Source organism: Actinomycetospora sp. C-140, assembly GCF_054796175.1.
In genome coordinates this window covers 72,397-93,838 of record NZ_JBTWNF010000024.1, presented here as the reverse complement: position 1 = coordinate 93,838, position 21,442 = coordinate 72,397, and the positions used below count along the sequence as shown (strand labels likewise).

20 protein-coding genes are annotated in these 21,442 nt (G+C 73.5%); 12 read left to right on the top strand and 8 right to left on the bottom strand.

Annotated elements, in window-relative coordinates; all coding sequences use genetic code 11:
* Positions 1–3 precede the first annotated feature (3 nt).
* A complete protein-coding gene (locus tag ACR9E3_RS29515; RefSeq protein ID WP_460384451.1) occupies positions 4–1,503 on the bottom strand; it encodes a DUF7782 domain-containing protein in 1,500 nt (499 codons plus the stop codon).
* A 244-nt stretch (positions 1,504–1,747) separates the two neighbouring features.
* On the opposite strand from ACR9E3_RS29515, the gene acs reads away from it, so the two are divergent.
* Positions 1,748–3,682, top strand: a complete 1,935-nt coding sequence (acs, locus tag ACR9E3_RS29510) for an acetate--CoA ligase (RefSeq protein WP_460384450.1) — start codon at positions 1,748–1,750, stop codon at positions 3,680–3,682.
* 227 nt (positions 3,683–3,909) lie between these two features.
* On the opposite strand, the gene ACR9E3_RS29505 is transcribed toward acs, so the two are convergent.
* The 3 genes from ACR9E3_RS29505 to ACR9E3_RS29495 all read right to left on the bottom strand — a co-directional run bounded on the left by ACR9E3_RS29505 (position 3,910) and on the right by ACR9E3_RS29495 (position 6,619).
* The gene (locus ACR9E3_RS29505) at positions 3,910–4,758 is read right to left on the bottom strand and encodes a lysophospholipid acyltransferase family protein (RefSeq protein ID WP_460384449.1); all 849 of its coding nucleotides are present in this window, start codon (positions 4,756–4,758) and stop codon (positions 3,910–3,912) included.
* Positions 4,759–4,811: 53 nt separating this feature from the next.
* Complete coding sequence (locus tag ACR9E3_RS29500; protein WP_460384448.1) at positions 4,812–5,579, bottom strand: alpha/beta hydrolase; 768 nt, start codon at positions 5,577–5,579, stop codon at positions 4,812–4,814.
* Positions 5,580–5,941: 362 nt separating this feature from the next.
* On the bottom strand, positions 5,942–6,619 hold the full coding sequence (locus ACR9E3_RS29495; protein WP_460384446.1) for a M50 family metallopeptidase: 678 nt from the start codon (positions 6,617–6,619) through the stop codon (positions 5,942–5,944).
* A 126-nt stretch (positions 6,620–6,745) separates the two neighbouring features.
* Between ACR9E3_RS29495 and ACR9E3_RS29490 the strand changes: the two genes are divergently transcribed.
* Both ACR9E3_RS29490 and ACR9E3_RS29485 read left to right on the top strand, forming a co-directional pair.
* The gene (locus ACR9E3_RS29490) at positions 6,746–8,110 is read left to right on the top strand and encodes a class I SAM-dependent methyltransferase (RefSeq protein WP_460384445.1); all 1,365 of its coding nucleotides are present in this window, start codon (positions 6,746–6,748) and stop codon (positions 8,108–8,110) included.
* Positions 8,107–8,931, top strand: coding sequence for a DUF1295 domain-containing protein (locus ACR9E3_RS29485; protein ID WP_460384444.1), 825 nt, complete (start codon positions 8,107–8,109; stop codon positions 8,929–8,931). The genes ACR9E3_RS29490 and ACR9E3_RS29485 overlap by 4 nt, the downstream gene beginning before the upstream one ends.
* Positions 8,932–8,945: 14 nt before the next feature.
* On the opposite strand, the gene ACR9E3_RS29480 is transcribed toward ACR9E3_RS29485, so the two are convergent.
* Positions 8,946–9,407 (bottom strand): peroxiredoxin, encoded by a 462-nt coding sequence (locus tag ACR9E3_RS29480; RefSeq protein ID WP_460384442.1) that lies wholly within the window; start codon positions 9,405–9,407, stop codon positions 8,946–8,948.
* A 101-nt stretch (positions 9,408–9,508) separates the two neighbouring features.
* Here ACR9E3_RS29480 and ACR9E3_RS29475 point away from each other — a divergent pair, with 101 nt between their 5' ends.
* The 7 genes from ACR9E3_RS29475 to ACR9E3_RS29445 all read left to right on the top strand — a co-directional run bounded on the left by ACR9E3_RS29475 (position 9,509) and on the right by ACR9E3_RS29445 (position 14,465).
* Positions 9,509–10,213 (top strand): alpha/beta hydrolase, encoded by a 705-nt coding sequence (locus tag ACR9E3_RS29475; RefSeq protein ID WP_460384441.1) that lies wholly within the window; start codon positions 9,509–9,511, stop codon positions 10,211–10,213.
* 13 nt (positions 10,214–10,226) lie between these two features.
* A complete protein-coding gene (locus ACR9E3_RS29470) occupies positions 10,227–11,468 on the top strand; it encodes an NAD(P)/FAD-dependent oxidoreductase (RefSeq protein ID WP_460384439.1) in 1,242 nt (413 codons plus the stop codon).
* Positions 11,462–12,280, top strand: a complete 819-nt coding sequence (locus tag ACR9E3_RS29465) for a DUF1365 domain-containing protein (protein ID WP_460384438.1) — start codon at positions 11,462–11,464, stop codon at positions 12,278–12,280. Before ACR9E3_RS29470 ends, ACR9E3_RS29465 begins: the two co-directional genes overlap by 7 nt.
* A complete protein-coding gene (locus ACR9E3_RS29460; RefSeq protein ID WP_460384437.1) occupies positions 12,277–12,804 on the top strand; it encodes a GNAT family N-acetyltransferase in 528 nt (175 codons plus the stop codon). Before ACR9E3_RS29465 ends, ACR9E3_RS29460 begins: the two co-directional genes overlap by 4 nt.
* Before the next feature lie 4 nt (positions 12,805–12,808).
* On the top strand, positions 12,809–13,399 hold the full coding sequence (locus tag ACR9E3_RS29455; RefSeq protein WP_460384436.1) for an HhH-GPD-type base excision DNA repair protein: 591 nt from the start codon (positions 12,809–12,811) through the stop codon (positions 13,397–13,399).
* Positions 13,400–13,495: 96 nt separating this feature from the next.
* Positions 13,496–13,951 carry a DUF3099 domain-containing protein gene (locus ACR9E3_RS29450; RefSeq protein ID WP_460384435.1) on the top strand — a complete coding sequence of 152 codons (456 nt, stop codon included), beginning with the start codon at positions 13,496–13,498 and terminating at the stop codon, positions 13,949–13,951.
* Between the two features lie 58 nt (positions 13,952–14,009).
* A complete protein-coding gene (locus ACR9E3_RS29445) occupies positions 14,010–14,465 on the top strand; it encodes a hypothetical protein (protein WP_460384434.1) in 456 nt (151 codons plus the stop codon).
* Between the two features lie 9 nt (positions 14,466–14,474).
* On the opposite strand, the gene ACR9E3_RS29440 is transcribed toward ACR9E3_RS29445, so the two are convergent.
* Both ACR9E3_RS29440 and ACR9E3_RS29435 read right to left on the bottom strand, forming a co-directional pair.
* Complete coding sequence (locus ACR9E3_RS29440; protein WP_460384433.1) at positions 14,475–15,683, bottom strand: DUF1996 domain-containing protein; 1,209 nt, start codon at positions 15,681–15,683, stop codon at positions 14,475–14,477.
* Between the two features lie 1,098 nt (positions 15,684–16,781).
* Positions 16,782–18,416 (bottom strand): hypothetical protein, encoded by a 1,635-nt coding sequence (locus ACR9E3_RS29435; protein ID WP_460384432.1) that lies wholly within the window; start codon positions 18,414–18,416, stop codon positions 16,782–16,784.
* Between the two features lie 144 nt (positions 18,417–18,560).
* On the opposite strand from ACR9E3_RS29435, the gene ACR9E3_RS29430 reads away from it, so the two are divergent.
* Both ACR9E3_RS29430 and ACR9E3_RS29425 read left to right on the top strand, forming a co-directional pair.
* Positions 18,561–18,812 (top strand): DUF3039 domain-containing protein, encoded by a 252-nt coding sequence (locus ACR9E3_RS29430; RefSeq protein WP_460384431.1) that lies wholly within the window; start codon positions 18,561–18,563, stop codon positions 18,810–18,812.
* Between the two features lie 45 nt (positions 18,813–18,857).
* Positions 18,858–20,624 carry a DEAD/DEAH box helicase gene (locus ACR9E3_RS29425; protein ID WP_460384430.1) on the top strand — a complete coding sequence of 589 codons (1,767 nt, stop codon included), beginning with the start codon at positions 18,858–18,860 and terminating at the stop codon, positions 20,622–20,624.
* Positions 20,625–21,027: 403 nt separating this feature from the next.
* Here the strand turns inward: ACR9E3_RS29425 and ACR9E3_RS29420 are convergent, their stop codons facing one another.
* Positions 21,028–21,222, bottom strand: a complete 195-nt coding sequence (locus ACR9E3_RS29420) for a DUF7455 domain-containing protein (RefSeq protein WP_285649860.1) — start codon at positions 21,220–21,222, stop codon at positions 21,028–21,030.
* Between the last annotated feature and the right edge of the window lie 220 nt (positions 21,223–21,442).

Sequence of the window (21,442 nt, the reverse complement as noted above, 5' to 3'; positions counted from 1 at the left end):
CCCTCACGACGCGGGCACCAGCATCCCGTGGTGCACGAGGTCGCGGACGACGGGCAGCGCGGCCGCCGCGAGTTCGTCGGCGTCGCGGCCGTGGGCGACGGCCAGGAGCTCGACGAGATCGCGCAGCGGCAGGTACCCGCGGCACCCCGCGAGCAGGGCGACGCCGAGCTCGTCGACGTCGTGGCGCCACTGCGGGCCGTCGAGGCGCACGAGCGTCGCGGCGACCGGCTCCCATCCCTCGTCGGCAGGGACCAGGCCGCGCTCGAGGGCGACGGTGTCGGGCACGCGCAGGCGCACGTCGAGCAGCGCCGCGCCGGGGTGCCGCGCCAGCCAGGCCGTGCGGTCGAGCCACGCCTCGATCTCGGGGCCCAGCGGGTCGTCGTGGGACTGGCGCAGGTCCTCGCACACGACGGTCCCGGGCACGTCCGGCGCGGTCCGGCGCAGCGTGACGAACCCGAAGCCGACGGCGGCGACACCCCCGGCGGCGAGGAAGTCGAGCCACCGCTCGGAGAGCCCGGCGCCCTCGGGCGAGGCCGGGTCGACGCCCGCGTCGCGCAGCCAGGTGCCGACGTGCAGGGCGGGGTCGGCGACGTCGCGCTGCACCACCCACGCGTCCAGCCCGCCGGGGGAGGCCGACCGCGCCGCCTCCGCGAGCCACGCCTGCGGGCGTTCCGTCCAGTCCTCGGACGTGATGAGCCACGACGCGAGCAGCTGCGCGACGCCGCCCTCGGTGAGGTGCGCCGGCAGTGCCCCGACGAGCAGCGCCGACGCCCCGTCCCCGCCGAGCCCCGCGTCGCGGTAGACGTGCTCGACCTGCGGCGGACCCGGCACGAAGGGCGGGTTGCTGACGATCTGGTCGAAGCGGCGCCCGGCGACGGGCTCCAGCCAGGGGCCGGCCAGCACCTCGGCGTCGACACCGGAGAGCGCGAACGTCGCCCGTGCCATCGCGAGGGCCCGCTCGGAGACGTCGGTGGCGGTCATCCGCGCCGCGTGGCCCGACGCGTGCAGGACCTGCACCCCGCATCCCGTGCCGACGTCGAGCAGGGCGTCCACCGGCCGGCGCACGGTGGCGCGGGCCAGCGACAGCGACGCCGCCCCCGTGCCGAGGACGTGCTCCCGGCCCGCGGTGCGCAGGGCGGGGCCGACCTCGAGGTCGGAGAGCACCCACCACGGCGGCGCGTCGGGCAGGGCGGCGTCCCCGTGCGGGCGCAGGTCGAGCGCGGCCGACACCCCGCCGTCCTCCTCGCTCAGCAGGCCGGCGGCCACGGCGTCGGCGACCTCCACGGGCTCGAGCGCGGCGTCGACGGCGGCCCGGTCGACGGCGTCGCCGAGCAGGAACAGCCGCACGAGCGTGCCCGCGTCGCCGGCGTCCCGGACGGCGCGGCGGGCCGGGGTCGTCTCGCCGCGGTCGAGCGCGGCGCGGGCCGTCGACCCCAGCAGCGCGCTGACGCCGTCGACGGTGAAACCTCCCCGGACGAGCGCGGTGCGTAAGCCACGCCACATTCGGGCATGTGGAGCCACGACACCGTCCGAACGGCGACGTTCTGCGTCGGGGTGGTCGCGTCCGGGCACGGGGAGATCGTCACACTGCTGCGGCAGTCGGTCCTCGCCACCCTGTCCGCGACCCCTCCGAACGCACCGTTGTCACAGGTCGGGGTTGTGCATGACGCTGCGCACACAGCACCGGGGCACCACGCGTCCAGACGCTGGGAGGTGCCCGGGGACGACGACCGGGAGGCTTACGCGGATGTCGGAACAGACCAGCGAGGGGAAGACCTACCCGCCGGACCCGGAGCTGTCCAAGACGGCCAACGTCCGGCCGGAGATGAAGGAGCAGGACCTCGAGACGTTCTGGGACGAGCAGGCCAAGCAGCGCCTGGACTGGTTCGAGGACTACGACCAGGTCCTGGACTGGCAGCTGCCGTACGCGAAGTGGTTCGTCGGCGGCAAGCTCAACGCCTGCTACAACTGCGTCGACCGGCACGTCGAGGGCGGGAAGGGCGACAAGGTCGCGCTGCACGTCGTGCCCGACGACGGCCCGGACTCGTCCGAGGCCCGCGACATCACGTTCTCGCAGCTCCAGCGCGAGGTCGTGAAGATGGCCAACGGCCTCAAGGAGCTCGGCGTCGGCAAGGGCGTGCCGGTCGGGATCTACATGCAGATGATCCCCGAGGCCGTCGTGGCGATGCTCGCCTGCGCCCGGCTCGGCGCGCCCCACACCGTGGTGTTCGGCGGGTTCAGCGGCAAGGCCGTGGCCGAGCGCTGCAACGACCTCGAGTGCAAGGTCCTCATCACCCAGGACGAGGCGATGCGCGGCGGCAAGGCCGGCGCGCAGAAGACCAACGCCGACGAAGGCCTGGACGCCGGCCCCACCACGGTCGAGAAGATCGTCGTGGTGCGGCGCAGCGGCGCCGACATCCCGATGAACGACCGGGACGTCTACCTGCACGACCTCACGGCGAACGTCTCGGACGACCCCGAGAGCTGCCCGTGCGAGCCGATGGAGTCCGAGGACCTGCTCTTCCTCCTCTACACGTCGGGCTCGACCGGCAAGCCCAAGGGCGTCGTGCACACGACGGCCGGCTACCTGCTCGGCGTCACGACGACCCACAACCTCGTCTTCGACGTGAAGGACGACTCGGTCTACTGGTGCGCCGCCGACATCGGCTGGATCACCGGGCACAGCTACATCACGTACGGCCCGCTGGCCAACGCGTGCACCTCGGTGCTCTACGAGGGCGTCCCCGGCTACCCGGACAAGGCCGTGTGGTGGAAGATCATCGAGAAGTACGGGGTCTCGATCCTCTACACCTCGCCCACGGCGATCAAGTCGCACATGAAGGCGGGCGAGCAGCACCTCGAGGGCCACGACCTGTCCTCGATCAAGATCCTGGGCAGCGTCGGCGAGCCGATCAACCCCGACGTGTGGGAGTGGTACCGCGAGCACGTCGGCGGCGGCAAGGCGCCGATCATGGACACCTGGTGGCAGACCGAGACCGGGCACATCCTGATCACGCCGCTGCCGGGCATCACGACGCTCAAGCCCGGCATGGCGCAGCAGCCGTTCCCGGGCGTGCGGCCCGAGATCCGCGACGACGAGGGCAACCAGCTCGACGTCGAGCAGACCGGCAACCTCGTGCTCACCCAGCCCTGGCCGGGCATGATGCGCACGCTCTACAAGGACGACGAGCGGTTCAAGGACACGTACTGGTCGAAGTACTCCGATGCGTACTTCGCTGGTGACGGCGCCAAGTACGACGCCGACGGCGACATCCAGCTCATGGGTCGCATCGACGACGTCGTCAACGTCTCGGGCCACCGCCTCTCGACCTTCGAGGTGGAGAGCGCGCTGGTCGAGCACGCCGACGTGGCCGAGGCCGCCGTCGCGGCGCGCAAGGACGACGACACCGGCCAGGCGATCATCGCCTTCGTGTCGCTCAAGGGCGACAAGCAGGGCACCGAGGAGCTGGAGCAGGCGCTGCGCGAGCAGGTGGCCCAGTCGATCGGGAAGCTGGCCCGCCCGGCGTCGGTGATCTTCGCCAACGACCTGCCGAAGACGCGGTCGGGCAAGATCATGCGGCGTCTGCTGAAGAACCTGGCCGAAGGCGAGGAGCTGGGCGACACGTCCACGCTCGTCGACCCCTCTGTCGTCGAGGAGATGCAGAAGCAGATGCAGGGCTAGGTGCGCTCCGCGCCGGTGGGCGCGTCGGAGTGCTCGGCCACTCCGTCGTGCTCACGTAGCGGGGTCCTGACCGAAGGGCACCTTCGCTCGGTTGTCGTCGAGCGAAGGTGCCTTCGCTCGTTCCCGGGGTGACGCGTCGGGCGTGCCCAGAGATCAGGAGCGCGTCAGGCACCTCGCCGGGCGAGCTGAGGTGCGTGGTGCGCTCCTGATCTCCGCGTGCGGTCTCGTCAGCTCACGGCCGGCGGCTGGAGGTCGGCGGTGGGGGTGTCGGGGTGCGCCGGCTCGTGCGGGGCGGGGCGCTCCGGTGGGTCCTCGCCGCGGAGCACCGCGAGCTGCTCGGTGATCCGGCCCATGATCCGGTCGGTGGCCTCCTGCAGGGCCTTGCGGCCGATGCGGCCCTCGCGCAGGTCGTCGAGGGCGACCGGCGGACCGGCGAGGACCTGCAACGTGGCGCGCGGGAGGAGCGTCGGTCGCGTCGCCGTCGGCGGCAGGAGCATGTTCGAGCCCCACTGCGCGACGGGGATGACGGGCGCGCCGGTCTCCAGGGCCATCCGCGCGATGCCGGTGCGGGCGGCGCGGGGCCAGCCATCCGAGTGGTCGGCGAACCCGCCCTCCGGGTAGACCACCACGACCTCGCCCCGTCCCACGGCCTCGACCGCCGCGCGGTAGGCCTCGATCCCGGACTTACCGCGGTCGACGGGGATGTGCCGGCCCCCGCGCAGCGGCGCGCCGACCACCGTCTTGCCCCACAGCTCCTTCATCGCGAGGAACCGGGGCACGCGGCCCTGCGCCAGCGTGTAGGCGACGAGGACGATCGGGTCGACGTGCGAGAGGTGGTTGACCGCGACCAGCGCGCCGCCCGACGTCGGGATCTGGCGCCCGCCGCGGAAGTCCCAGCGCGCCACGGCCATGAGCACCGGCCACAGCACGTCGATCGCGAACCCGTACCAGAAGCCGCGGTCCGTGCGCGGGTAGAGCACCCAGATCGCGAGCTTGCGCCAGAGCCGGATCGCCCGCCCCGACCGCCGACGGTCGTGGGACTGGGAGATCCGCCGGAGTCGGTCCTGCCGCGCCATGAGGCAGATCATGTCTGCCCGACCCGGGTCGTGCATGCGTAGAAGCCCCCGGGTCAGTCGCGCCCGGCCTCGACGATCTTCTCGGCCAGCAGGCCGGGGTTGGTGAACATGACCTCGTGGCTCCCCGGCAGCTGCACGAGCCGGTACAGGCCCAGGCGGCTCGACATCCGCGGGTGCCACGCCCACTCGCCGGGCGGCAGGGCGATGTCCTCGGTCGCGTTGATGTACGAGCGCGGGATCGTGGACTCGTAGAAGCGCGTGAGGGCGAGCTTGTCGCGGAACGGCTGGTACGGCTCGGGGGAGAGGAGCTCGTACGTCGACTGCGCCAGCTCGAGGGGCGCGTCCTGGATGAACGCCTCCCGCCAGATCGGGAACGGCAGCATGATCGTGTTGTCGTCGGTCGATCCCGCGAGCTGGGCGAAGAGCTCCCGGTAGTGCGGCGGGGTCTCGTCGTCGAGGCAGTTGCCCGGCGCCGGCACGAAGGCGTTCCAGAAGATCAGGCGGCGGAGCCGGTCGGGGATCTCTTCCGCGACGCGCGCGATGACGGTGCCCCCGAAGCTGTGGCCGAGCAGCACGACGTCGGAGAGGTCCTGGCCGACGATGTGGTCGACGATCGAGGCGACGCAGTCGTCGTGGTTCACGGCCTTGTCGACGCCCTTGCCGTGCCCGGCGACGGTCGGGGTGTGGACGGTGTGGCCCTGCGCGCGCAGGGGCTCGGCCACCCCCTCCCACAGGCCGCCGTGGTGCCAGGAGCCGTGGACCAGGACATACGTGCTCCTCGGGGTGTCCTCCCGGGCGGTCGAGAGCCGTCCTCCCGGCACCGTCGCCGAGGGTGCTGCCGATCCTGGCGGGGTCGGCGACCGGGCGGAAGCGGCGAGGATCGGACCATGATCCGTCCAGGTGCTCCGTTGACCCCATGACATCGGGTCGGAGGAGCAGCCGGAGCGATCTTGCCTTGCCGGCGCGTGGTCAGCGGCTCGGCCGGGGATCGAGTACGCAGTGCTCCTCGGGGTGTCCTCCCGGGCGGTGCTCCGGGCTCCGTCGCGGAGGGTGCGACCGATCCTGGCGGGGTCGGCGACCGGGCGGAAGCGGCGAGGATCGGGCCATGATCCGTCCAGGTGCTCCGTTGACCCCATGACATCGGGTCAGAGGAGCACCTGGAGCGATCTTGGAGGCGCCGGGGTCAGCCGAGGCCGTAGCCAGGCCGCAGTAGGAGCTGAGCGCCGACGATGAGCGACGTCAGGTTCACGAAGATCCAGGCAAGAGACCACACGAAGTTGGGAATGAAGGTCATCTTCGCGAGACGATCTCCGTCCGAGGACGGCTCCGACAGGAGGTTGATGGCGTCTAGGAGGCCGCCGAAGAGGAGGAGCCACACGACGCCGGTGGCGAACGCCGCCTGCAATGTGCCGGACCCGGCGATCAGTAGCCAGGTGAACCCGATGACGATCAGTGACGGGATGAGGAAAGCCAACGCGTTACGGGCGAGGACGAGCGCGAACAGCGAGAGAACGATGGCGGCCAGCAGGACTGCCCAAGGGTTGCCGAGAGCGATGAGCGCTGCGCCCGCCAGGCCGAGTAGAGACGGTGCGGCATAGCCGAGGAAGGCGACGAAGAGGGTGAAGAACCAGATTCCGCCGCGACCAGGATGTGTGCCGGCAGTGGCGTCGTCGTTCATGGTCCAGCCGTCGGTCCCGCGGAAGGTCACGAGGAGAGCGAGCATGTGCCCGCCCTCGTGAGCCAGTGTTACCGGGTACTGGAAGAGGAAGCGTGAAAGCAGCACGAGCAATAAGGCAATGAAGCCGGTCCCATAAGCGAGTGGCTCCCCCACGATCGGGACGTCGTTGACCCCCAGTCCCACCCCCATGGAGTGAATACGAGCACAGTTCGTACTCGGATCACCCGAACGACGCGCCGGGGAGACCCGATCGCGACACGCGCACTGTGACGAACGGACACCGGGCGAACCGATCGACCGTGCGGTCCGATGGTGCTCCCGACACGACGGAGGGAGACCAGCGTGGGTGCGAGCGCAGCAGAGCGGGTCGCGGGAGCGGTCGGGGCGTTCCTCGACGGGCCGTTGCCGGTGCGGATCCGGGCGTGGGACGGGAGCGAGGCCGGTCCGGCGCCCGGGCCCGGGGTGCCGACGGTGGTGCTGCGCTCGCGGCGGGCGCTGCGCCGGCTGCTCTGGGAGCCGGGGGAGATGGGGCTCGCGCACGCGTACGTCTCCGGCGACCTCGACGTCGACGGTGACCTCGCCGACGGCCTCTCGGCGATGTGGACGCTGGTGAACTCCGGGACGATCACGAAGAGGCGACCGAGCGCCCGCGAGCTGCCTGGACTCGCGACGAGCGCGGCGCGCCTGGGACTGATCGGCCCCAAGCCCGCCCCGCCGCCCGAAGCCATCAGGATCAAGGGCCGGCTGCACAGCCGCCGCCGGGACCGCGACGTCATCGCCCACCACTACGACGCCGGCAACGCCTTCTACTCGCTCCTGCTCGACGACTCGATGGCCTACTCGTCGGGTTACTACACGGCGCCGGAGAACACGCTCGCACATGCCCAGCACGACAAGCTCGACCTGATCTGCCGCAAGCTCGACCTCGCGCCCGGCCGCCGCCTGCTCGACATCGGCTGCGGGTGGGGCTCGCTCGCCGTTCACGCCGCGCGCGAGCACGGTGCGAGCGTCCGCGCCGTGACGATCTCGAGGGAGCAGCGCGACCACGTCAACACCCGGATCCGCGCGGAAGGCCTCGCCGGGAAGGTCCAGGTCGACCTCCTCGACTACCGCGACGTCGCCGAGCGGATCACCGCGACCGACGGGCCGTTCGACGCCGTCAGCGCGATCGAGATGGGCGAGCACGTCGGCGACGAGCACTACCCGACGTTCGCCGCGACGCTGCACGACGCGCTGCGCCCGGGCGGGCGGGCGCTCGTGCAGCAGATGTCACGCGGCGCCAACGCGCCGGGCGGCGGCGCGTTCATCGAGACCTACGTGACGCCGGACATGGTCATGCGCCCCGTCGGCGACACCCTGACCTTCCTCCAGCACGCCGGGCTCGAGGTCCGCGACGTCCACGTGATGCGCGAGCACTACGTGCCGACGATCCGGGCCTGGCTCGCGACGCTCGAGGACCGCTTCGACGAGGCCGTCGGGCTGCTCGGCGAGCGGAGCGCCCGGATGTGGCGGCTCTACCTCGCCGGCGGCGCGCTGGCGTTCGAGGAGAACCGGATGGGCGTCGACCAGATCCTCCTCGCCCGCCCGACCGACCGCGGCCGCAGCGGGATGCCCGCCACACGCGACGACTGGTCGGTGCCGGCGCGCGCGGACGCGGGTACGCACGGGTCGTGAGCTTCGACCTGGCCGCGTTCGGCCTCCTGCTCGTCGGCGCGGTGGCGACGGTCGTCGTCGCCTTCGCGCTGACGCTCGTCGTCGCGCGGGCGACCGGCCGGCACAGCGTCGTCGACGTGACGTGGGGCCTGGGCTTCGTGGCGGTCGCGGTCGTCGCGTACGTGGTCTCGGGGGTGCTCGGCGTCGGCGACACCCTGGTGCGCACGGTCGCGCTCGCGCTCGTGGCGGTGTGGGGCCTGCGCCTCGGTCTCTACATCGGCTGGCGCAACCGCGGGAAGGGCGAGGACCCGCGCTACGCGGAGATGCTCGGCGACGACCACGCACCCGGCGCGGTGACGGCCACGGTGCTGCGCAAGGTGTACCTGCCGCAGGCGGGCGTCATGCTCGTGGTGTCGCTGCCGGTGCTCGCCGCGATGGTCCGGGCGTCGACCGTGCTCGCCGTGGTGGTCCTCGGCGCCCTGCTGTGGCTCATCGGGTTCGTCTTCGAGAGCGTCGGCGACACCCAGCTCGCCGCGTTCAAGGCCGACCCCGACAACAAGGGGAAGATCCTCGACTCCGGGCTCTGGCGCTACACCCGGCACCCGAACTACTTCGGCGACGCCTGCGTCTGGTGGGGCGTCTTCGTCGTCGCGGCCGGCCACCCGCTCGCGCTCGTCAGCGTCGTCGGGCCGCTGCTGATGACCTACCTGCTCGTCTCGGTGACGGGCAAGGAGCTCACCGAGAAGTCGATGTCGCAGCGACCCGGCTACGACGAGTACGTGCGCCGGACCTCGGGCTTCCTGCCGCTGCCCCCGGGGTCGCGGCCGGCCCGCGCCACATGAGGGGGCCCGGACCGTCAGGCGCCCTGGCGCGACCGGAGCAGGGCGAGGGCGTCGTCGGCGTGGTTATCGAACTTCATCTCGCCGCCGATGACGCCGAGCACCGAGCGGTCGGTGTCGATGACGAAGGTCTTCCGCTTGACCGGCAGGGCCGGCAGCCACGAGCGCTTCGCCCCGAACTGCTTGGCGACGACGCCGCCGGGGTCGGAGAGCAGGGGATAGTCGAAGGAGTGCTCCGAGGAGAACGCGTGCTGCTTCTCGACCGAGTCCGCGCTGATGCCGACACGTTGCGCGCCGACGGCGGCGAACTCGCCGGCGAGATCGCGGAAGTGGCAGCTCTCCTGGGTGCAGCCGCCCGAGGAGGCCAGCGGGTAGAAGAACAGCACCACCGGGCCGCCGGCGAGGAGCTCCGAGAGGGTCCGGCGGGTGCCGGTGTCGTCGGCGAGCTCGAAGTCGGGGGCGGTGTCTCCGGCCTGCATGGGGGCTTCCCTCCTCCCGGCCGCCGGCCGGGGTGCCTGGTGTCGTCGCCGGGGCCTTCGTCCCGCGGCGGCCGCGGGTTCGATCTCCGGGACGGCGCGCCGTGACGCTCCCGCGCCTCGACCGCGTCCGCCCCGCCACCCGGCGGCCCGTCTCCGCAGCGGTCCTCGTGCTGCACGGCGGGAGCCCGGACAACCGTCAGCCGGCCGACGGCCTGCGGCTGCCGTACCTGCGCATGGTGCCGTTCGCGCGCAGCCTCGCCGCCGCCGGTGCCCGGCGCGGCGTCGACGTCGGCCTGCTGCGCTACCGGCACCGCGGCTGGAACGCCCCCGACCTCGACCCCGTCCAGGACGCCCGCTGGGCGCTGCGGGACGTCCGGGCGCGCCACGGCGACGTGCCGGTCGTCCTCGTCGGGCACTCGATGGGCGGGCGCGCGGCGCTGCGCGTCGGCGGCGACGAGGGCGTCGTCGGGGTGGCCGGCCTCGCGCCCTGGATCGAGCGCGGGGAGCCCTACGCCCACCTCTCCGGGCAGGCCGTCCTCATCGCCCACGGCGACCGCGAGCGCATGACCGACCCGCGCGCCTCGCTGCGGTTCGCCCAGCGCGTCGCGACGGTGTCCGACCGCGTGGCACGGTTCGATGTCCACGGGGACGGTCACGCGATGCTGCGCCGGGCGGGGGCGTGGCACGACCTGGTCACACACTTCGCCCTCGGGGCGCTCGGTCTCGAACCGTTCACCGAGGCCGTCGCGAAGGCCATGGCGGCCGGGGACCCCGAGGGGCTCGAGGTCCCGCTGGAGGATCCGTAGAGGGAGTGGTGGCGTGCGCGAGCGGGTCGCGGTCGTCGGTGCGGGCGTCGCGGGTCTGACGGCGGCCTACCTGCTCCAGCGGCGCCACGACGTGACCCTCTTCGAGGCCGACGACCGCCTCGGCGGGCACGCCCACACCCACGACGTCGGCCCGCTCGCCGTCGACTCCGGGTTCATCGTCCACAACGACGTGACCTACCCGCACCTGCTGCGGCTGTTCGCCGAGCTCGGCGTCGCCACGCAGGACTCCGAGATGAGCATGAGCGTCCGCGACGAGGCCACCGGTCTCGAGTACGCGGGCGCCCGGGGGGTGCGCGGGCTCTTCGCCCAGCCGCGCAACGTCGCGAACCCGCGCTACCTGCGGATGCTCGGGGAGGTCCTGCGGTTCCACCGGGAGGCCCGCGCCGTCGTCGACGGCTCGTCGCCGCTGGGGGAGGACGTGACGTTCGGCGCGTTCCTCGACGCCGGCGGGTACTCGCGCTTCTTCGTCGAGACGTTCGCGGTGCCCGTGGTGTCCGCGGTGTGGTCGTCGGGCGCGGAGCTCTCGCGGCAGTACCCGGCGCGGTACCTGTTCGCGTTCCTGGCCAACCACGGGATGCTCTCGGTCGGCGGCTCGCACCAGTGGCGCACGGTCGTCGGCGGCTCGCGCTCGTACGTCGAGCGCGCCGCCAAGGGCCTCTCGGCGGTGGAGGTGTCGACGCCGGTGCGCGCGCTGGCGCGCTCCGGCGACGAGGTGCTCGTGCGCGACGACGCCGACGTCGAGCGCCGGTTCGACCGCGCGGTCGTCGCCGCCCACGCTCCGGACGCGCTGCGGCTGCTGGCCGCCCCGACCACGGAGCAGCGCGACGTGCTCGGCGCGTTCCGGTACTCGCGCAACGAGACCTGGCTGCACACCGACACCTCCGTGCTCCCGCGTGCCGCCGGGGCCCGGGCGTCGTGGAACCTGCTGCGCGTGCCGGGAGAGGACCGGGTGCTCGTCAGCTACGACATGACCCGGCTGATGCGCCTCGAGGGGCCGGACACCCACGTCGTCACCCTCAACGCCGCGGACCGCATCGACCCGTCGACGGTGATCGCGAAGATGACCTACGAGCACCCCGCCTACACGCCGGACTCCGTCGCGGCCCAGCACCGGCTGCCCGCGCTGAACGACGACCGCCTCGCCTTCGCCGGCGCGTACCACGGCTGGGGCTTCCACGAGGACGGCTGCGCCGCCGGCGTCCGCGCCGCCGCGTCCCTGGGAGTGACGTGGTGAGACGTCAGCGGTCGGCCACCGCAGACACTCAGCGTCCGGAACGCCACACGCTCGCGCCGGCGCTCTACGAGGCGGAGGTCGGGCACCGGCGCCTGGAACGGCTCGAGCACGCGTTCACCCACCGGCTCTACCTCTGGCTCGTCGACCTCGACGACCTCCCGCGCCTGCCCGCCCCGCTGCGCCCGTTCGCACGGTTCGAGGCCGCCGACCACATCGGCGACCCGCGACGCTCGATCCGCGAGAACCTCGACGCCTTTCTCGAGGCCCGGGGGATCGCCCGGCCGGCGCGGGTGCTGATGCTCGCCCACGCCCGCGTCCTCGGGTACGTGTTCAACCCGATCACGCTCTACTGGTGCCGCGACGACGCCGGTGCGCTGGTCGCGGTGGTCGCCGAGGTCCACAACACCTACGGCGGGCGCCACCACTATCTGCTCGAGGTCGACGACGCCGGTCGCGCCCGGGTCGACAAGGACTTCTACGTCTCGCCGTTCTTCACCGTCGACGGCGAGTACCGCATGCGGGTGCCCGAGCCCGGCGACACGCTCGCCGCCACCGTCGTCCTGCGCCGCGAGGGCGCGACCGCGTTCGTCGCGACCCTGCGCGGGCGCCGCCGTCCCGCGACCGGGCGGGCCGTGCTCGCCGCCGCCCTGCGGCATCCGCTGGTGACGCTGCGGGTCGCGGCCGCCATCCGCCGCCGCGGCGTCGGGCTGTGGGCGCGCGGGGTCCCCGTCGTGCCGCGCACGCCCGCCGACGCCGACCGCGGAGACGACCAGCTCGTGACGCCGACGACACGGCACACTGGGATCTCGTGACCGCACCGCTGACGATCCGCGTCGCCGAGGCCGCCGACGTGGACTCCCTGCTCGCCCTCGTCCACAGCGCCTACCGCGGGCCGTCCGGCCGTGAGGGCTGGACCTCCGAGGCCGACCTCATCGACGGCCCCCGCACCACGCGTGAGCTGCTGGCCGCCGACGTGGCGGACCCGGCCATCACCGTCCTCGTGGCCGGCGACCTGGTCGGCTGCGCCGCGGTCACCCTCGAGCCGGGCGCGGGGACGGCCTCGTTCGGGATGTTCGCTGTGCGGCCCGGCACCCAGCGCGGCGGCGTCGGGTCGACGTTGCTGCAGGCCGCCGAGGACCACGCCCGCGACCGCGGCGCGGCGACGATGGAGATGTGCGTGATCGACCGCCGCGCGGAGCTCATCGCCTGGTACGAGCGCCGCGGCTACGTGCGCACGGGGGAGTCGCGGCCGTTCCCGTACGGGGAGGAAGGGGTCGGCGAACCGCGCGACGACGACTTCAGGTTCGCCGTCCTGGAGAAGAATCTGCGAGGCTGAGCGGGTGCCCGACCTGACCCTCGCGCAGGACGCCGACGCCGACGCCGTCCTGAGCGCCAACCCGCTGGCGCTGCTGATCGGCATGCTGCTCGACCAGCAGTTCCCGATGGAGCGCGCCTTCGCCTCGCCCGCCCTGCTCACCGAGCGCATCGGCGGCCCGATCACGGCCCGGGGCATCGCCGAGTACGACACGGAGGCGCTGGTCGCGGCCTTCACCGGCCCGCCGGCACTGCACCGGTACCCGCGCTCCATGGCCGAGCGGGTGCAGGCGCTGTGCCGACTCATCGTCTCCGACTGGGGCGGGGAGGCCGAGCGGCTCTGGGTCGACGCCGGCAGCGGGCGCGAGGTGCTCGCCAACCTGCAGTCGCTGCCGGGCTTCGGCAAGCAGAAGGCGCAGATCTTCACCGCGCTGCTGGGCAAGCAGTGCGGCGTCCGGCCGGACGGCTGGCGCGAGGCGGCCGGCCACTACGGCGACGACGGCTCGCGGCGCTCGATCGCCGACGTCGTCGACCCCGTGACGCTCGGTGAGGTGCGCGAGTTCAAGCAGGCCCAGAAGAAGGCGGCGAAGGCCGCGAAGGCGGAGGCGAGCTCCTGAGCGACCGCGCTCCCGGTGGCGCCACCCACGGCCAGGGTTGAGGGTGGATGCTGTGGGCACCCGCCGGCGAGGGCAGGTGCCGAGGAGGCGACGAGCGTGAACCGACGTCAGGACGACGACGGGCAACCGATCCTGATCACCGAGGCGGCGGTCTCGTACGACGAGGAGTTCGCCGCTCGCAAGAAGCGGTACTCGATCATCATGGCGTGCCGCATCCCGTGCCTGCTTCTCGCGGGCGTCTTCGGGATCGCCTTCCAGCTGCCGTGGGTCGCGGTGGCGTTCATCGTGCTGTCGGTACCGCTGCCGTGGGTGGCGGTGCTCATCGCGAACGACCGGCCGCCGAAGAAGTCGGAGAAGGCCAACCGCTACCGCAAGAGCCACCGCGAGCTGGGCGCCGTGCCCGACGCTCAGATCATCGATGCGGCCGAGGCCCTCGACCGCCGCGGTCAGCGCACCGAGGAGCCGCGCCAGGCCCGTCAGGACGCGCCCGACCACGAGCCCCCGCACGTCGTCGACACCGAGCCGCCGCCCCGCACCGGCAGCGAGGGATAGCTACCGCGCACCCCGCTCCGCCCGCGATGATCGTGCGGGTCGAGGAGCGGGGGAGCGCATGACCGTCAGGTTCGAGCGCCTCGGGCGGTGGTTCCTCGCCGGTGCCGCGCTCTGCCTCGTCGCCCTGCTGATCGCGCTGCCGGTGCTCGAGGGCACCGCGCGGTTCGCGACGGTCCTCACGCTCGCCGTGCTCGGCGGCAACCTCCTGGTGCAGGGCGTGGTCTGGATCGTCCTGCAGCGCCGGTGGTTCGGGAGCCCGGCCGCGCTCGAGCGCACCGCCCGCCGGGGCACCCCGACGGCCGCGCAGGTGGTCACGGTGACGAGCACGTCGAGCGCGGTCGGCAGCGAGCCGGTGCCGCTGCTGGACCTGCACCTCGGCGGGCGCCGCGTCCGGCGACGCGTGCGGGTGCCCTTCACCCACGCCGCCGAGGTCCGCCCCGGCGCGGTGCTGCCGGTCCGGGTCGACCCCGAGGGCACGCCGGTGATCGTGGTCGAGTGGGCGAAAGTGCTCTGACCTGCGCGCTCAGGTGCCGTGGTCGGCGGGTCCGAGCGGCGCGGCCAGGGCCGGGAGGGGTGCCAGGCCGGGCAGCGGTCCCAGCGTCGACCCGGCGCCCCACGCCGGGAGCCGTCCGGTCCCGGCGTCCACTACCGGGAGCGTCGCGGGCACGGCTCGCGACGCGGGCCCGCCGGCTCCCGGGACGGTGTGGTGCACGGCCCCGGGTCGGGCGTGGGGCCCGCCGTGACCGGTCGCCGCGGACGGGCGTGACTGGTGGGCGGTCGCGTGGGTCGCCAGCGCGTGGGCGAAGTTGCGCGACGGCGGCACCTGGTCGGCGCTGTCGGTCGACCCGGTGGCCGCCACGTCCTGCTCGGCGCCCTGGGTGCACCGCCGTGCGGCGTTGATGCACTCCACGCCCTCCTGGGCACGGCGTTCCGAGGACAGGTACTCGAGCAGGGCGTGGTCGGTGATCGGGTTGTGCTGCTGTTCCGGGAAGCTGTCGATGGCGAACTGCCGGCCCGGCGGCACGTCGTCGTAGTTCACGGTGACCCGCAGCGCCGGCACCGGGATGAAGTCCTGGGCGCACTCGCCGTCCTCGTCGGGATAGACGATGTGCGAGGTGTGGTCCTCGGAGTCGAGGTCCTGACCGTTCCAGCAGCTGGGGAAGTCGAACACCCGCTGCAGCGCGGAGCCCTGGGGGCACATCGCGTAGAGGTCGGTCATCCGCCCGCCCGCTCCGGAGCACGTGAACTTCGCGTTGCTGCCCTCGCCGTTCTTCGTGCCGGCCTTGGCCGAGCCCGTGACCAGCGTGATGTTCAGCGGCATCGCCTCCGCGCGCCGCGTGCCGTGGCCGTGGAAGGTGTAGTCGACCGACGACGGCTCGACGAACGAGCCGATGTTGCCGTCGAGGCTGCCGCCGTCGGCGCCGACGTCCGGCCCCTGGCCGCGCAGGTCGCGGAGCACGGGCCAGAAGAACGGGTGGCGATCGCCGTTCGTGCACGTCGTCGAGGACTCCTCGAGCGTCTGGTCCACGGAGGCGAAGTTGGTGCCCTCGTTGCCCGCGTAGTCGTGCGTGTGCTGGGCGCCGTTGCGCACGCCCGGGGCGATGACGAAGTTGTCCGAGTTGTGGTGGTTGCTCATCGCGCACGTGATCGAGTAGCTGCCGCCGGAGAACACCCCGCCCTGGCCGGGGTTCTGCAACGACCGGATCTGCTGCATGTCGACGTACTCGTTCACGCACGCGCGCCCGATCTTGTCGCGGTTCGGGAACTCCTGACCCGCGTTCTGACCGCCGCCGGCCTGTCCGCCGCCGCCCTGTCCGCCGCCGGCCTGTCCGCCGCCGCCCTGTCCGCCGCCGCCCTGTCCGCCGGTGTTCTGTCCGCCGCCGCCCTGCCCGGAACCGGAACTGCTGCCCGAGCCGGAGCCGCTGCCCGAGCCGGAGCCGCTCTCCGCGCCCGTGTCCGAGCCGGACGAGGCGGAGCCGGGGGAATCGGAGCCGCCGGAGCCCGACGATCGCGAGTCCGACGAGCCCGAACCCGACCCGGAAGAACCCGAGCCGGAGCTCGAGCCGCCGGAGCCGGAGGAGCCCGAGCCGGAGGAACCGGAGCCGCCGGAGCCGGACGACCGCGAGTCCGAGGAGCCGGAAGAACCCGAGCCGGAGCTCGAACCGCCCGCGCCCGACCCGCCCGCACTCGACCCGCCCGAGCCCGCGGAACCGGTGCCCGACCCCGAACCGCCGGAGCTCGAAGAACCGGAATCCGAGTCGCCCGAGCCCGAACCCGTATCGCCCGAGCCCGAACCCGAGCCGCTGGCTCCGGATCCCGTGCCGGCAGAGCCCGCACCCCCTGCACCGGCGCTGCAGCGGGCCTCGGAGCCGGCCGCCTCTCCCGCGGCACCGGACCCGGAGCCCGAACCAGACCCGGAGCCGGACCCGGACTCCGCGCCCGATCCCGAGCCGCCGCCCGACCCCGAACCCTGGTCCTGCCCGCCCGAGCCCTCGTCTCCCGAGCCCTCGTCTCCCGAGCGCCCGCCGCCCGAGCCGGACCCCTCGTCGGAACCCTGCTGGTCATCGTCGGCGACCGACACGAAGCCGCCGTGCGAGACGACCGGCGTGCCGGCGGTGACGGCGACGCCGACGACCAGGACGGCGGCCGCGGCGACAGCGAGCACGAGCACCGGGAGACGCCGAGGACCCCGGCGCCCGCGGTCGAGCGCAGCCCACGGGCTCTCCGGGGTCGGCGAGGCCGGCGGACGCGCGCCGGCCCTCCACCGCGAGCTCCCTCCGGACCTGCTCATCGCCCTCCGTCCCCGCACCCGCCCTCCGCGGCGCGGACGCTAGCCGCGCACCGGGGAGCCCGGGTGCGCTTTGGGAGAACTCGCGGGCTCGGGCCCACCTCCGCCCAGCCACGGGTCGCGGGCGTCGGCCGGCACGCCTCGCGACCAGGCCGGGAACGGGCCGGAGCGGGGGTCCGCGGCCGGCAGGGGTCCCGACGGACGCTCGGGGAGCCGCGCCGACGCCGGGTCCGGGAGCCGCACGGGACCGGCCCGCCGATCGCGCCCGGGCGCGGGTCCCGCGGGGCGGTCGCCCGCCGGGGCGCGGCGGGCGACCGGCACCGGCCCGGACGGCCGGTCCACCGGCACAGGACCGGACGGCCTGTCCACCGGCACGGGACCCGACGGCCGGTCGACCGGCGCCGGCCCGGACGGACGCTCCGTCGCCACGGGACCCGACGGCCGGTCCGTCGACACAGGCCTCGCCGGCCGGTCGATCGGGACCGGCCCGGACGGGCGGTCGATCCGCACCGGACCCGACGGCCGGTCCATCCGCACGGGCCCCGACGCCCGATCGAGACGGACCGGCCCGGAGGGGCGGTCGATCCGCACCGGCCCGGAGACACGCTCGCCCGGGGATGCCGCGGGGGAGCGGACACCCGCGAGCGGGATCGGCCCCGAGACCGGTGACGCCCGCCGCCCCTCCGGCACGAGCGCCGGACCGGCGGGGGACCGCCCACCGGAGGCGGCGCGCGCCAGCGGCACCGGGCGCTCGACCCGGATCTCGGTGCGCTCGGCGTCGGTCTCCGGCGGCGCGACGAGGGCCGGTGGCCCCCACCGCCGGTCACGATCACCCACGACCGTCACGAGCGACGTCGCCCGCCCCCGGTCGAGCAGCGGGGTCCACGGCCAGTACTCCTCGAGGCGCCGGCTCCGCGCGCAGCCCAGCCCGAGCACCAGTCCGAAGACGAGGTGCCCCACCAGCGACAGCGTGACGGTGGCCGGCGTGAGCGCGAACATCTGCTGCTGCCCGCGCGGCGCGAGCGCCACGGTGGCGACGAGCCCCGTCCACACCGGGAAGACCGCGAACACGACGGCGGCCGTGACCGTCGCCCGCTCGCCCCAGCGACGCAGCCCCGTCGCGGCGACGAGGACGAAGAACGCGACGCCGATGCCGCCGCCGTCGCCGAGGTAGCGCCACACGTAGCCGACGACGGCGCCGAGGACCGACTGCCCCGCGTCGACGTCGAGGATCCACGTGCCCACCCGGGGGATGAAGTCGCCCCACCACCCGAGCAGGTAGACGGTGTCGAGACGCACGGCGTCATAGACCAGCGTGGCGAGGGCCCCCCACATCGCCCCGGCCAGCACGAGCCGCTCCTCGCCGGCGGGCGAGAACACCCCGAGCATCACCGCGAGCAGCGTCAGCGGGACCACGACGAGCCCCGCCGTCACGTTCATCGGGACGAGGCCGAACACGTGCGCCGAGATGGCGAGCAGGGGGAGCGCGGCGACCACGAGGTGCAGAGCGACCCGCAGCAGCCGTGCCCGGTGCTCCGTGAGGAACGCGAGGACGTCCGCGCGGCGCGAGCCCGGATCGTCGGGGACCTCGGCCACGTCCCCGACACGCTGCGGGACCAGCGGCGACGCGAGAGGCCGGGAGGGACCGCGACCGAGGGTGTGGGCCGGGTGGGTCATCCCGCACTCCTCGCCGCCGGGATCAGGTGCTCGTCACCGTGACAGCGGCGTCGACGGCGTGGGTGCCGTTTCGCAGGATTGGTCCCCCCACACACCCCGGGCCGGTGTGAGCCCCGTGTCGGGTCGGTGGGGCATCATGGAGCCATGAGCCAGACCGCGGTGCTTCCCGACACCCGCCCGCAGGGGACCGACCGCACGGGCGACGACGACCCGAAGATGTTCCACTACGTGCGGAAGAACAAGGTCGCCGAATCGGCCGTCACGGGGTCGATGGTCGTGGCCCTCTGCGGGGAGACCTTCCCGGTGACCCGGTCGCCGAAGCCGGGCTCGCCGGTGTGCCCGGAGTGCAAGGAGATCTTCAACAAGATGCCGCGGGGCGGTGACGACGGGGAGTAGCCCCACCGGGTAGCTCCCCTGTCCGACGTCCGCCCCGGAGGGCCGTTGACCACCCGCGCGACCGGTAGCCCGACCAGCACCGATCCCTCGGGAGCACGTCCGCTGCGCCAGTGGCAGCGGCGCGCGCTCACCCGCTACCTCACCGACCGTCCCCGCGACTTCCTCGCGGTCGCGACGCCCGGCGCCGGCAAGACGACGTTCGCGCTGCGCGCGGCGTCCGAGCTCCTCGGCGACCGCACGGTCGACACCGTCACGATCGTGTGCCCCACCGAGCACCTCAAGCACCAGTGGGCGGAGGCCGCCCGGGGCGCCGGGCTGGCGATCGACCCGGAGTTCTCCAACAGCGTCGGCCGGACCTCCACCGACTTCCGCGGGGTCGCGGTGACCTACGCGCAGGTGGCCGCGCACCCGGTGCTGCACATGAACCGCACCGAGGGCCGCCGGACCCTCGTGATCTTCGACGAGATCCACCACGCGGGCGACGCCAAGTCGTGGGGCGAGGCGACGCGCGAGGCGTTCGCCGGCGCGACGCGTCGCCTGGCGCTCACGGGCACGCCGTTCCGTTCCGACGACAGCCCGATCCCGTTCATCACCTACGAGCCCGACGCCGCGGGTGTGCTGCGCTCGCGGCCCGACCACTCCTACGGCTACGCCGACGCGCTGGCCGACGGGGTCGTGCGCCCGGTCGTCTTCCTCGCCTACTCGGGCCAGGCCAGCTGGCGCACGAGCGCCGGTGAGGAGATGACCGCCCGCCTCGGCGAGCCGCTGACCGCCGAGCAGAACGCCCGTGCCTGGAAGACCGCCCTCGACCCCAAGGGCGAGTGGATGCCGGCGGTGCTGCAGGCCGCGGACACGCGCCTCACCCAGCTGCGCTCCGGCGGCGTGCCCGACGCCGGCGGGCTCGTGATCGCCACCGACCACACCACCGCCAAGGCCTACGCCACGCTCCTGCGGCGCATCGGCGGTGAGGAGCCGGTGGTCGTGCTGTCCGACGACCCCAAGGCGTCCGGGCGGATCGCGGAGTTCGCGCGCTCGAACGACCGGTGGCTCGTCGCCGTGCGCATGGTCTCCGAGGGCGTCGACGTCCCGCGGCTGGCCGTCGGCGTCTACGCGACCAGCGCCTCGACACCGCTGTTCTTCGCCCAGGCCGTCGGACGCTTCGTCCGGTCGCGGCGCCCCGGCGAGACGGCCAGCGTGTTCCTGCCGAGCGTGCCGTCGCTGCTGACGCTGGCCAGCGAGCTCGAGGTGCAGCGCGACCACGTCCTCGGCGAGCCCCACCGGCCGAAGGAGGGCTGGGACGACGACCTCGTCGAGGCGGCGAACCGCACGGAGGACGAGCCCGGCGAGCAGGAGAAGGCGTTCGAGTCGCTGTCGGCCGAGGCCGAGCTCGATCAGCTGATCTACGACGGGTCCTCGTTCGGCACGGCTGTCGGCACGGGGACGGCCGAGGAGCAGGACTACCTGGGGCTGCCCGGGCTCCTCGAGCCCGACCAGGTCCGCGCGCTGCTGCGGCGCCGCCAGAGCGAGCAGCTCGACCAGCAGGCCGTACAGGACGAGACCCCGGCGGCGGTGACGACGGCCGAGCAGCCCGCACCGACGCGCGAGTTCCGGCGCGACGTGGGCGTGGCCGAGCGGCTCAAGGATCTGCGACGGGAGCTCAACGCGCTCGTCGCCGCCCACCACCACCGCACCGGCAAGCCCCACGGGCAGATCCACGGCGACCTCCGCAAGCACTGCGGCGGCCCGGCGACCCCGATGGCGTCGGTCGACCAGATCGAGGAGCGGATCGCGACGCTGCGGTCCTGGCGCTGATCACTGACACACGGTGTTCGATCGGTGACGTGTGGTGCACATCACACACGGTGGTGGCCGCTGGCTGTCGCGGCCGTCGCGCTCGGACATGACGGCGTCACGGTGTTCACCGGAGCGTCACGATGGAGGTGATCGTCGACGCTCGTCCGGAGGCGAACGGCCTGGCCGCCGAACGCAGTAGGGGTCTCACGGGGCGCCTCATCGCCGACGATCACAGCCCGGGACGGCGAGATCCGCCCGCGGCGGCGCCGTCCGGAGGCGGCTGATCTCGGCGCCCGGGCCGGTGATCGACAGGTGATCACCCCGCACACGACGACGGGCGAGGACCCTGGGGTCCTCGCCCGTCATGGACTCGATCTCGGCTTGTGGGTCGTGCTCGCAGAACTCGCTGGTCAGACGGCTGTCATGCGGTCTCTCCGGCCTGCATGTCCACCGACAGCTCCTTCAACTTGGCCTCGTGGGCCCGGGCGTGGTGCCCGCAGAAGAGGAGTTCTCCACCGGAGGGCAGTACGGCGCGCACCTTCGCCGCTGCACCGCAGCGATCGCAGCGGTCCGAGGCGGTGAGTTCTGGCCGGGTCAGGGTGCCGGGCATCGTCATCTCCCTCCGTCGAGGCCCTGGACGAAGTGTCCGAGCCCGCGAGCTCCGGTCGTGCGACCGTCGCCCCTCCACTGTGTCAGACGCTGCCTGCGACCGCTCGTGTTCACGCGGTGCTTTGTCGTCCGTCACGAACCGCTCATCGGAGGTGAGGGACCGGTCGTTTCTGGGTACGGCCGGGACCACCCGATCGGGAGTCGATCTCGAGCGACGAGCGGTCCGG